Here is a 12,420-nt window from a genome sequence, read left to right on the forward strand (position 1 = left end):
TTTAGAAAGTTAATGGAATCACCAGAGAAGTTTACCAATAGTAAGGAAGTAATAGCTTTCCTTGCAGAGACCTTTCCGAAATGCTTTAGCATTGAAGGCGAGGCCCGCCCACTTAAGATCGGTATTTTTCAAGATCTTGCCACTCGTTTAGAAGAAGAGGAACGCGTAAGCAAAACACTTCTTCGTTCTACGCTACGTCATTACACCAACAGCTGGCGCTATCTTCATAGCATCAAAGAAGGTGCTAATCGCGTAGATTTAGACGGCGTTGAAGGCGATGCTATTGAAAAAGAACACGCTGACCATGCGCAGCAGCAGTTAGAAGAAAGCAAAGCTAAAGCTGCTGAAAAGCGTAAAGCTAAGCTAGCTCAACAGCCCAAGCGCAAAGATAAACGCCAATTCAATCGTCCTAAGGGTGAAAAATCGGCGAATTCGGACCATGCTGACGCTAAACGCGGAACTAAACCGAAAAATAACAGACCAAACACTACACCACCTGCGAAATTGACGGACAGCGATTTACAGCAAGGTACACAAGTTACTGTTAAGCTAGGCAAAGCACCTATGCCAGCAGTAATAACTGAAGTTGCTAAAGATGGCGTTCACGTTCAATTAGACTCGGGTATGGTGGTTAAAGTAAACGCAGACGCTTTACGTTTGGCACGCTCCAAGAGGTCGTAAAATATGAGAGACATCCTTCGAATTTCCATCGCCAGTGCATTTCTTACCGTTGGGGTAGGTGCAGGCGCCGTTACATCAACGCCTGAGATAGACGAGCTTCCTATATTGCAACAGGAATCTCAGCACAGTGTTGCTGCAAAGCGAGTAAGTGCACTTTTCACAAGGGCGCACTACAAGGAAATATCGTTGGATGATGTACTCTCTGCTAGGGTTTACCAGCGCTTTATCGATTCATTAGATCACAATAAACAAGTACTGTTGTTGTCTGATGTAGTAGGTTTTGAGAAATACCGAACGTTATTCGATGACGCGCTGAGTAAAGGCAACCTTTCTGTAGCTTATGATATGTATAACGTAAGTGCGAAACGTCGTATTGAACGTTACGAGTTTGCACTATCGCTACTAGAAAAGGGCCCATTCGACTTCGAAAAGGAAGGCGATAAATTCTACTACGACAGAGAAGATGCGGAATGGCCTGCTAGCAAAGCTGAGCTTGATGAAATTTGGCGTCAGCGTGTTAAGTACGATGCGTTGAACCTAATTCTTGCCGATAAAACATGGGACGAAGCAAAAGAGCTTCTTACCAAACGTTACACGCGAGCGATTAAACGCACTAAGCAAGCAAAAAGCGAAGATGTTTTTCAAACCGCAATGAATGCGTTTGCGCGAACAATCGAAGCTCATACAAGTTATTTATCCCCCCGTAATGCAGAGCGTTTTCAAATGGACATGAATCTGTCATTTGAAGGTATAGGCGCTGTGCTACAGAGCGAAGACGATTATACCGTCATCAAAAGTGTTGTGCCTGGTGGCCCTGCTGATGAATCAGGAGCTATCAAGCCAGAAGATAAGATTGTGGGCGTTGCCCAAGACGATGAAGAGTTTGTTGACGTAATCGGCTGGCGTCTTGACGAAGTCGTTGAGTTAATAAAAGGTCCAAAGGGTAGTACCGTTCGCCTGCAGGTTGAGAAAGGCGCATCAGAATCCAAATCAACTTCAGTGGTCAGTCTTACACGCGATAAAATCAAGCTCGAGGATCGCGCCGCCAAATCTGAAGTATATGTGCCCGAAACAGGTCCTCATGCCGGAGAGCCTCTTGGCGTAATCACTATTCCAAGCTTTTATAATAATTTAAGCATGGATGTGGCAAAAGAAATCGAAAGCCTAAAAGCACAAAACGTAAAAGGGGTAATCGTGGATTTGCGTGGTAACGGCGGTGGTTCTCTCACAGAAGCTACGCTGCTCACTGGCTTATTCATAGAAAAAGGCCCGGTTGTGCAAATCCGCTACGGTCAAAGTAAAGTGAGCGTAAACCGCGATACTGACGGTGAAGTGGCGTACGATGGACCGCTTACCGTATTGGTTGATAGATATAGCGCGTCTGCCTCGGAAATCTTTGCAGCTGCTATGCAAGACTACAACCGAGCGTTAATTGTAGGTGAACAAACCTTTGGTAAAGGTACAGTTCAGCAGCATCGCGGCTTAGGTAAAATTTACGATCTTTACGATAACCCTTTAGGCAGTGTTCAATTCACTATAGCTAAGTTCTATCGTATTGACGGAGGAAGCACCCAGCATAAAGGGGTAATTCCTGACATTCTTTACCCGTCTGCGGTAGAGCCAGCAGAGTGGGGCGAATCCCAAGCGGAAAATGCGTTACCGTGGGATAGCATCAATCGTGCGAACTACACGACATTCGCAGATGGCACCGCAGCCTTGGACGTGTTAACGGCTAAACACAATAAGCGTATTCTTCAAGATCCAGAATTTTCTTACATTAATGACGATATTGAAGAGTATAAAAAGAACAAAGATAAGAATTTCATTTCTCTTGTGAAATCTGTACGTGAAGCCGAGAAAAAGGAAGCGGAAGAGAAATCCCTTGCTCGTGCTAACGAACGTTTACAGCGTATGGGCATGGAAACTGTGACAACATTGGACGACTTACCTGAAGATATGGAAGAATTGGATCCATTCTTAGATGAAGCGGCGAATATCACATTCGATATGATTGAAACAGGCCGTTACGCTATCACAAGAAATTAAGTGATTAGAAAAAAGGGCTGGTCTAGGGCCAGCCCTTTTTTTGTGTCTATAAATTATTAAAACAATAATAAAGGGAAATAACATGGCTATCAGAGGCGAATTTTCCTCTCGAATAGGGTTCGTGCTAGCAGCGGCAGGCTCAGCAGTTGGGCTAGGCAATATTTGGGGCTTTCCAACAAAGGTAGCAAGCAACGGCGGGGCAGCATTTGTACTTGTTTACTTATTACTTGCTTTTGTTCTTGCCTATCCTGTACTTATGGCAGAGCTTATTATAGGCCGCAGTACACGCTCAAATATGGTCGATGCGCTAGGAAAAATCTCGGGTAATTTCGCCGGCAGGCTTACGGGAATTTGGGGCTGCATCACCGTATCGCTCATCCTCGCGTTCTATGCGATTGTAGGCGGTTGGATGCTTGTTTACTTTGCCGATGCTGCAGTAAGTATGGTGGGATTGACCAGTGTGAGTGACTGGCTGCTTACACCATCAGTTACGCGTAACGTTGTTTTTTGCTTTTTATTCATGGGCTTAACTGCATTTATTGTGGTTGGCGGCGTAAAGTCGGGTATCGAAAAGTGGTCAGTACGTCTCATGCCCACTTTAGTTATCCTTATCCTTGCCTTAATCGTCTATGTCAGTATGCAGCCAGGCGCTGTAGAGGGGTGGTCAGCTTATCTAGTGCCTGATTTTTCCCGTGTATTAGACCCAGACCTTTTGATCAATGCAATGGGTCAAGCATTCTTCTCGATGTCGTTAGGTGTAGGTACTATGCTAGTCTACGGCTCATACTTAAGTAAGAATGAAAACCTACCGAGTATCGGGGCATCTGTAGCGCTAGTCGATATTGGGGTTGCGGTAATCGCTGGTATGCTAATCATTCCGGCGATGTACGTTGCACTAAACAATGGTGTTGAGATTTTTACACCAGAGGGTGCATTAATCCAGGGTGACACGCTTATATTTAAGGTGCTACCGGCGCTATTCGATACCATTGGCACTGTAGGATTATTTGTCGCTTTCACGTTTTTCGCTCTCATGGCAATAGCTGCAGTAACCTCTTCTATATCAATGCTGGAAGTACCTGTCGCTTACATGGTTGAAAGCAAGGGGCTACAACGCAAAAAAGCGGTTGTACTCATGTCTTCAATAATCTTTGCGCTAAGCTGCATTATCATATTGAACTTTGAAACTTTGTTCGGTTTTGTTATCGCTTTAACCACTGAGTATAGCCAGCCGCTTTTAGGTCTTGTGCTTTGTATCTTTGCTGGGTGGGTTTGGCGTAGAGACGCGATACTCGATGAACTAAAAGAAGGTGACGAGTTTGCGGAACACAGCGTTTTCTGGAAAATTTGGCCGTGGTATGTGCGCTTCGTGTGCCCGGTAATCATCGCCTTAATGTTCTATCGCTCAGTATTCTAAAGCGAGCAAAAAATAGCGAACAGCACGCTTTACGCGTAAAACGACAATAATAAGGTTTTTAAAAACGACAATGACGAATAAAGAAATAAAAACGCCGTCACTCCTCGATGCAATACTTCCTATCGTCGCCTTAGTGGTAATGATGGGGAGCGCGGTATATCTGTTTGCGGATAATTCTTCATATGGGCCAAACCAGATTGCGTTACTTCTGGCTATGGGTTTAGCCGCCATTATCGGCATGAAAAACGGCTATAGTTGGAAGACCATCGAAAAAGGGATTGTAGACGGCATCTCTATGTCTTTAGGTGCGTGCCTCATATTATTAGCGGTAGGCTCACTTATTGGTACATGGATGTTAGCTGGAACAGTACCTACTCTAATTTATTTTGGTTTAGAACTCCTCAATCCTTCTTTTTTCTATGCAGCTGCATGTCTTATCTGTGCTGTAGTGGCAATGAGTATTGGTAGTTCATGGACCACGGCAGCGACGGTAGGTGTAGCACTAATGGGCGTTTCTGCAGGCATGGAGATGTCGGCGGCTATTACTGCAGGTGCCGTCGTCTCTGGTGCTTACTTTGGCGATAAAATTTCACCATTATCAGAAACAACTAACTTGGCCCCAGCAGTTGCAGGAACCGATTTATTCGAACATATACGTTACATGCTATGGACCACAATCCCAAGCTTTGTAATTGCACTTATTCTATTCACCGTTCTTGGGTTTAGTGAAGTAGGCGAGGCGAAAGCTGAGCGCATTGAACAGATGCAGCTTTTACTCAACGAGTCTTTTGATTTAGGTTGGCACCTGCTTATCCCTCTTGTTGTATTACTTACTTTAGCAATCAAAAAAATGCCTGCATTCCCCGCGGTTTTCATAGGTGCATTGTTAGGTGGCATCTGGGCTGTGGTGTTTCAGTGGGACGTTGTCACGTCTATGGCAAGTAGCGATGACTCTGCAAGTATCGGTGCCCTTAAAGTCGTGTGGACGGCGCTATTTGACGGCGTAAGTTTCTCTACGCCTGATGAGAATTTGAACAGCTTATTATCCCGCGGCGGCATGTCATCTATGCTCAATACCATTTGGCTTATCATCTGTGCGATGTCTTTCGGTGCGGTACTTGAGCGTGTTGGGCTACTAAAGCGCGCCGTTTCTGCCATATTAATAGGCGCAAAATCAGCAGGTGATATGGTAAGCCGAACCATTCTTACCTGTTTTGGTACGAACTTAGTCACGGCCGATCAGTATATTTCAATTGTAATGCCTGGCCGCATGTACAAAGAGGAATTTAAAAAGCGAGGGTTAGACCAGCTTAACCTTTCTCGTAGTCTTGAAGACGGCGGTACACTTACATCTCCACTTATTCCTTGGAACACCTGTGGTGCCTACATGCACAGTGTTTTATTGGTAAACCCATTTGATTATGTATTCTATGCATTCTTTAACGTAATCAACCCGATCCTTGCTGTTGTGTACGCGTATTTAGGTATTAAGATTCTACGTATTACACCACCACACGTTGAAGTTAACAGTAAAGAAACGGTTTAACCAAACGTTCCAAATAAACCCACGTAGGCTTTCTTTTAGGAGGATCTATGTCAGTTCAAGCTAAACGCCGGGCGGATTATCAGCCGCCCGCTTTTTCGATAGCGACAGTTGACCTACATATTACGCTACATCCAACCCAAACTCAGGTTATCAGTACATTATCTGTCACACGTAATGGCAATCACGATAGCCCTTTAATCCTTGATGGCGATAACTTATCACTTAACACTATTGCCATTAACGGTAATGCTCTATCTGATGACGAGTACACAGTGTCAGATACGTTGTTAAGCATTTCCACTCATCTCGATGAATTTGTCTTAGAAATTACCAACACCATTGCCCCTGAGCAAAATAAAGCCCTTGAAGGCTTGTATTTATCGGGCGGCGCCTATTGCACACAGTGTGAAGCTGAAGGATTCCGTCGAATTACCTATTTTATGGACCGCCCCGATGTTTTATCGGTCTACACAGTGACGGTAGTTGCCGACAAATCAGTGCCGATGCTTTTGGCCAATGGCAACCCCGTGGACAAGGGCGAAGTAGACGAAAACACCCATTTCGTGAAATGGCATGACCCGCATCCAAAACCTTGTTATCTTTTTGCATTGGTTGCCGGTGATTTCGATTTACTTACCGACAGTTACACAACGACAAGCGGTAAAGAGGTTGCGCTAGAGTTGTATGTCGATAAAGGCAAAAAGTCTCAGGGCGTATTCGCGTTAGAATCGCTTAAGAGAGCAATGAAATGGGACGAAGATGTTTTCGGTCTAGAGTACGACTTAGATATTTATATGATAGTCGCTGTCGACTTCTTCAATATGGGAGCGATGGAAAACAAGGGCTTGAATGTCTTTAATAGCAAGTTTGTCCTAGCCGACCAAAAAAGCGCAACTGACGATGACTTTTTTAATGTGGAATCGGTTATCGCCCACGAGTATTTTCATAACTGGACGGGTAACCGAATCACGTGTCGCGATTGGTTCCAGCTAAGCCTTAAAGAAGGGCTGACGGTATTTAGGGACCAGCAGTTTAGCGCAGATATGACTTCGGCGTTAAGCAATCGCATAAAACATGTTCGCGTTATGCGAGAGCACCAGTTTGCTGAAGATGCCAGCGCGATGAGCCACCCAATTCGCCCTGAAGAAGTGATTGAAATGAATAACTTCTACACAGTAACAGTTTATGACAAAGGGGCAGAAGTTATTCGTATGTTCCATACGTTGCTAGGGCCAGAAGGCTTCAGGCGAGGTATGGATGAATATTTTAGACGGCATGACGGTCAGGCAGTCACGTGCGACGATTTTATATCGGCAATGCAATCAGCAACGGACTTGGATTTAACCCAGTTTTCACGCTGGTATAGCCAATCCGGCACGCCGATAATTACCGTTGAGCATTGCACTGAGTCTGCTGAAAACGGCATGTTTAAGCATACTTTCACGCTCTCTCAGCATACGCCAGCAACGTCTGACCAAAGCGAAAAGCAACCGCTGTATATTCCGGTTAACATCGAGATTATAGATAAACAGGGTAATACTTACACCGACAACGAATCGCTCATTCAAAACGGCATGATTGTTTTAAAAGATGCCTCCATGCGTTTTACAGTAAATGCTCAAAGTGCTGACCTGACGCCAGTAGTATTAGGAAACTTTTCAGCGCCAGCGAAAGTAGAGAACCCACTGGGGACAGACGCTCTACTTACCATTTTTAAACATTCAAAAGACCCGTTTAATCGTTGGGACGCAATGCAAACGCTTTACGATCGCTGTATCAAGCAATTAGAAGCGTCACCGGATGCTGAAATCAGCAACGATATCTGGAACGGTATTAAGCAAGCTATTGCCCAAGAACAAGATAATCTTGAACTGCTAGGTGAATGTCTAGTCATTCCTTCATTTGAGACACTGTGCCAGAGCAGAAGCAATATCAATGTGGCTGCACTTTCAAAGGCAAGAAAAGCGTTCTGTGACCAATATGCTCGTTCGTTAGAGCAAGAGTTATTGAACGTGTTCAACAATATCGAACAGAGTGCTTATAGTTACACGCAGGACGCGATAAACAAACGCCGCTGTAAAAATGTAGTGCTTGCACACCTAGCCAGGTTACCTCAACACGAAAGTATGGTAATTGCGCAGTTTGATAGCGCAGATAATATGACCGACACGCTAGGGGCACTAAGAAGCGCGCAGCACTGTAGTTCAGCAACTTTCGATAGCTTGATGGCTCAATTTGAAGAAACTTGGAATCATGATCCGCTTGTATTGGATAAATGGTTCGCGCTCCACGCTACGCAAAACCGTGACGATATATTTGCCACTATTACTATGTTGTGTGAGCACCCGCAGTTTGCAATGAGTAATCCGAATCGCGTTCGCTCCGTTATTGGAAGCTTTGCTTTTTACAATAGTGAAAAGTTTCACTCATTAGATGGCAGCGGATATAAATTTGTGACCGATTACTTGCTCAAACTTGATGCGGTCAACCCTCAAGTTGCAGCTCGCATAGTAACGCCTTTAACTCAATGGCAAGGTTTTGCTATCGAGCATCAACAACAAATGAAACAACAACTCGGTCGTTTATTAAATCATAAAGGGTTGAGCAAAGATGTCTTCGAAAAAGTAAGTAAAAGCCTTGCTTATGACAAGCACTAGCCCGACTGACTCGGTTTTTTATTTTTCTATAAACGCACCTTACAAACAATGTGAGGTGCTTTACATTCCTACTATGCCAGATGTTGTTATGGTAAGTGAATCAGGTCTGAGCGTTCAAGTGCCTACTAATCGTCTCAGACAGTTTGTTACGTCTGATGGCATCAAAGGTCGTTTTAGGATGGTCGTCGACGCTAACAAAAAAATTAAGTCTTTTGAAAGGCTCTCATAGAGCCTTTATATTTGAATAAAATCTATTACCTTAACTCATTACCTCTTAAACATCTTATTACGACGATAGGGGACTTTAGTATGCCCAAAGCCCTTAAAAAATCCGAAAAAACGATTTCCCCAAAAAATTCGTACAATTTTTCTGCAAGTTTATAAATGCCTTTTATACTCACAATAAAGCAATAACTATTTGATACGATTAATGTTGTAAATTTTGTTAACTGGTAGGATTAGTTCTTGCGGTTATGGCAAAATGATGTAATGATTTTGTTAATCGTTATGGTTGGTCATGATGTCACGTATTAAGTCACATCGACTTGGGAGTATAAAAATATGAAAAACGGGCCTAGCGCTTTTAAGATATCACCGGTAGCAGCGGGAGTTCTCTCACTGTTAGGTGCTGCTGCAGTACCAGCTCACGCTGCTAATTGGCAAGTAGGTGATGTAAGTATATCTTTAGATTCAACATTTACGTTAGCTACAAGCATTCGAACAGAGGCAAGAGATTACGACCTTATTGGTAACAGTAACCATCCTCAATTCGACTGGAGCGGTTACCATGCGGCTTTTAATCCTCTATACCCAAGCGGCGATGTCTGGGGATTAGCAGATGGCGCGTATTCAACAAATGGTGACCTTGGCAACCTTGCTCACGATCCAGGAGATGCCTTCGCAACTCAAGTTTCTGGCACGCACGAGTTAGATGTAAACTTCGGTGATTATGGTTTCTTCGCCCGTGGTTTTTGGTTCTATGACTTCGAGCAAATGGATGGCGACCGTCCTTATTCAAACCCAATAACGGGCAACCAATACGACCTATGTCAAGATCCTGAGGCTGAAGACCTTCTTTGTACCGACGTCCGTCTATACGATGCATTTTTCTATGGCGACTGGTGGATTGGCGATAAGCCACTTACACTTCGCGTCGGTCGACAGGTTATCAGTTGGGGTGAAAGTACTTTCATCCAACACGGTATCAACACCACTAATCCAGTTGACGTTACCCGCGCGCGTGCACCAGGTGCTGAATTACGTGAAGTATTTTTACCTGTTGGTATGGTTTACGCGTCTCTCGGTCTTTCTGACACGTTAAGTGTATCTGGTTACTACCAATACGAGTGGCAAGAAAGCTGGTTACCTGTTGCTGGTAGTTACTTTGCAACTAACGACTTCGCAGGCGAAGGCGGACAACGCAACAATATTCAGCTTGGCTTTAGTGGTAATCCAGACATCGACCTTGATCACCTCTTGTCTGCGCTTAATAGCTTCGGCGATGCACTTCGTTCAGGCGCTGATGCTGCAGCGCTTTCACAAGCATATCTAGCTTACCCAACCAAGGTAGCTATACGCGGTTTTAGTGATGAAGTTCGCAATGATGCTGACGACCAAGGGCAATACGGTCTTCGTTTGACGTGGTTCGCTGAAGACTTTAATGAGACTGAATTTAGTTTTTATCACATAAATTATCACAGCCAACGTCCACTTATTTCAGGCGTAACATCTGACTTTACTCAGGCGGGCATAGGTGCCGACTTAGCATTTATTGCGGCAAACGAGGTTACGCGGGATAATATTACCGACTTAAGAGCATTTACTAAGTCAGAGTTTTTCTTTCCTGAAGATATCAAACTATATGGTATGAGCTTTAACACCAACATCGGCACTACTGCTCTTGCTGGTGAGTTCGCTTACCGAGTCGATGAACCACTTCAAATCGATGACGTTGAGTTGCTTTATATGGGTATGCCTGAGCAGCTTGCTAATGCAGGTTTACGCCCAGATTTGGAAGGTATCTCACAGCTAAACAACATTGGTAGAGCAGTTGGCCCAGGCGAGACTGCTGAAGGCTTCCTATTCTCTGACACATGGCAAATGCAGTTTACTGCTTCTCATGTGTTCGGCCCCAAATTTGGTGCGGATAACTTTGTCTTCTTAGGCGAAGTGGGCTACGTAAATATCGTTGATATGCCTGATCCGGACGTAATCCGCTTGAATGCGCCGGGTACCGCACGTACTCCTTCGCTTGAGCCGCTTAATGGTAATTCTCGTGAAGGCTTGTTGAATGCTCTTTCAGACGGTCCTGAAACTAACCCGTTCGCCACTGATGATGCATGGGGTTATCGTTTACTGGCCGTTGCCGATTACAACTCAATCTATGCTGGTATGAACTTACGAGTTCGTGCAACGTTCTCTCACGATGTGGATGGTACAACACCAGATCCACTTTTCCTTTTCACTGAAGATGTTAAGTCTGCTGCTGTATCTTTCACATTTGACTATCTAAGTAAATGGTCTGCAACTGCGTCATACAGCGCCTTCTGGGGTGGTATTGGTACAACCAACGCACTTTCAGACAGGGACTTCGTTTCATTTAACATCAAATATGCAATCTAAGAGTGGTATTTATGATTAGAAAATTAGGAATTGTCGCTGCTGCATTGTCACTTGCATTATCAGGTACAAGTGCATTAGCAAAAGTGTCTGAAGCAGAAGCAAATAAACTGGGTAATGAACTTACACCCCTGGGTGCTGAAAAAGCAGGTAACGCTGATGGCAGCATCCCAGCTTGGACAGGTGGTATAACGTCTGCGCCAGCCGGATACACCGTTGGCGATCATCACCAAGATCCGTATCCAGATGACAAAGTGCTTTTTGAAATAACGGCACAAAATTATAAAGAGTATGCTGAGTACTTGTCTGAGGGTCAGAAGAAGCTATTTGAAACTTACCCAGATACATTCCGTATGCCGGTGTACCAAACTCGACGCTCTGCGTCTAACCCTCAATCCATCTACGATGCAACTAAAGTAAATGCTACCAGAGCTGAGTTGCTTGATGATGGTAATGGTATTAAAGGTGCTGTGCTAGGTATTCCGTTCCCTGTTCCACAGAATGGATTAGAGGCAATCTGGAACCACATTCTTCGTTATCGTGGCGAAGCGGTACAACGTAATGGTGGTCAGGCTGCCGTTACTACCGGCGGTGATTACAATGTCATTGGTTTTGATGAGCAATTGCTAATCAAGTATGCCGAAGAAAGTGCGACGCCTGAGAAGCTAACCGAAGACAACATTTTGTTTATGTTTAAGCAAAAGGTAACTAAGCCTGCGCGTCTTGCTGGTACTGCACTGCTTGTACACGAAACCGTTGACCAAGTTAAAGAGCCGCGTAAAGCATGGACATACAACACGGGTCAACGTCGTGTTCGTTTAGCTCCTAACATTGCATACGATACGCCAGGAACAGCGGCTGACGGTTTAAGAACTACCGATGATTTCGATATGTTCAACGGTTCTCCAAACCGCTATGACTGGAAACTGGTTGGCAAACAAGAAATGTTCGTTGCTTATAACAACTACGCACTTCATTCAGACAATGCCTCTTACGAAAGCATTCTGACGCCTAACCACGTTAATCCAGATCTCACACGCTGGGAGAAGCACCGTGTTTGGGTTGTCGAAGCAACGCTTAAAGAAGGTTTCCGTCATATTTATCAAAAACGTGTTTTCTTCATAGATGAAGACAGCTGGCAAATTCAAGTTGCTGATATGTATGATAATCGTGGCGAACTCTACCGTGTTGGTGTAGCTTATGGTGTGAACTACTACGAAGTTCCAACACAGTGGTCAACGCTTGATGCGTATTACGATTTGAACTCTCGTCGTTACTTGGCAATAGGCCTTGATAACGAAGAGGAAATGTACGACTTTACCGTACGCCCTCTAGACGTAGAATTCACGCCTCAAGCGTTACGACGAGAAGGTATGCGCTAATCGCCTTACACAACAAACGGTTGGCAATTGCCAACCGTTTTTGTATACAGACAATTATAAATAGGGGGAATG

General features: G+C 44.4%; 8 protein-coding genes. All 8 read left to right on the forward strand.

The features are described 5' to 3' along the window. Positions 1-12 precede the first annotated feature (12 nt). The 8 genes from proQ (at position 13) to C6Y39_RS11220 (ending at position 12,348) form a co-directional block, all read left to right on the forward strand. Positions 13-681 carry an RNA chaperone ProQ gene (proQ, locus tag C6Y39_RS11185; protein ID WP_105931317.1) on the forward strand — a complete coding sequence of 223 codons (669 nt, stop codon included), beginning with the start codon at positions 13-15 and terminating at the stop codon, positions 679-681. A 3-nt stretch (positions 682-684) separates the two neighbouring features. Continuing rightward, complete coding sequence (gene prc, locus C6Y39_RS11190) at positions 685-2,727, forward strand: carboxy terminal-processing peptidase (protein WP_105931318.1); 2,043 nt, start codon at positions 685-687, stop codon at positions 2,725-2,727. Between the two features lie 82 nt (positions 2,728-2,809). Continuing rightward, positions 2,810-4,144 (forward strand): sodium-dependent transporter, encoded by a 1,335-nt coding sequence (locus C6Y39_RS11195; protein WP_105931319.1) that lies wholly within the window; start codon positions 2,810-2,812, stop codon positions 4,142-4,144. 70 nt (positions 4,145-4,214) lie between these two features. Next, positions 4,215-5,690 (forward strand): Na+/H+ antiporter NhaC, encoded by a 1,476-nt coding sequence (nhaC, locus tag C6Y39_RS11200; RefSeq protein ID WP_105931320.1) that lies wholly within the window; start codon positions 4,215-4,217, stop codon positions 5,688-5,690. Between the two features lie 47 nt (positions 5,691-5,737). Continuing rightward, positions 5,738-8,347 (forward strand): aminopeptidase N, encoded by a 2,610-nt coding sequence (gene pepN, locus C6Y39_RS11205; protein ID WP_105931321.1) that lies wholly within the window; start codon positions 5,738-5,740, stop codon positions 8,345-8,347. Next, on the forward strand, positions 8,334-8,576 hold the full coding sequence (locus tag C6Y39_RS11210; RefSeq protein WP_105931322.1) for a DUF2835 family protein: 243 nt from the start codon (positions 8,334-8,336) through the stop codon (positions 8,574-8,576). The genes pepN and C6Y39_RS11210 overlap by 14 nt, the downstream gene beginning before the upstream one ends. A gap of 332 nt (positions 8,577-8,908) precedes the next feature. Beyond that, positions 8,909-10,969 carry a DUF1302 domain-containing protein gene (locus C6Y39_RS11215; protein ID WP_105931323.1) on the forward strand — a complete coding sequence of 687 codons (2,061 nt, stop codon included), beginning with the start codon at positions 8,909-8,911 and terminating at the stop codon, positions 10,967-10,969. A gap of 11 nt (positions 10,970-10,980) precedes the next feature. Beyond that, positions 10,981-12,348 carry a DUF1329 domain-containing protein gene (locus C6Y39_RS11220; protein ID WP_105931324.1) on the forward strand — a complete coding sequence of 456 codons (1,368 nt, stop codon included), beginning with the start codon at positions 10,981-10,983 and terminating at the stop codon, positions 12,346-12,348. Positions 12,349-12,420 lie beyond the last annotated feature (72 nt).

It is taken from the genome of Alteromonas gracilis, from assembly GCF_002993325.1.
Lineage (GTDB): Bacteria > Pseudomonadota > Gammaproteobacteria > Enterobacterales > Alteromonadaceae > Alteromonas > Alteromonas gracilis.

Excerpts from the sequence above, each read along its gene's own strand:
- proQ (WP_105931317.1), top strand. The coding sequence starts at position 13 with ATGGAATCACCAGAGAAGTTTACCAATAGTAAGGAAGTAATAGCTTTC.
- prc (WP_105931318.1), top strand. The coding sequence starts at position 685 with ATGAGAGACATCCTTCGAATTTCCATCGCCAGTGCATTTCTTACCGTT.
- C6Y39_RS11195 (WP_105931319.1), top strand. The coding sequence starts at position 2,810 with ATGGCTATCAGAGGCGAATTTTCCTCTCGAATAGGGTTCGTGCTAGCA.
- nhaC (WP_105931320.1), top strand. The coding sequence starts at position 4,215 with ATGACGAATAAAGAAATAAAAACGCCGTCACTCCTCGATGCAATACTT.
- pepN (WP_105931321.1), top strand. The coding sequence starts at position 5,738 with ATGTCAGTTCAAGCTAAACGCCGGGCGGATTATCAGCCGCCCGCTTTT.
- C6Y39_RS11210 (WP_105931322.1), top strand. The coding sequence starts at position 8,334 with ATGACAAGCACTAGCCCGACTGACTCGGTTTTTTATTTTTCTATAAAC.
- C6Y39_RS11215 (WP_105931323.1), top strand. The coding sequence starts at position 8,909 with ATGAAAAACGGGCCTAGCGCTTTTAAGATATCACCGGTAGCAGCGGGA.
- C6Y39_RS11220 (WP_105931324.1), top strand. The coding sequence starts at position 10,981 with ATGATTAGAAAATTAGGAATTGTCGCTGCTGCATTGTCACTTGCATTA.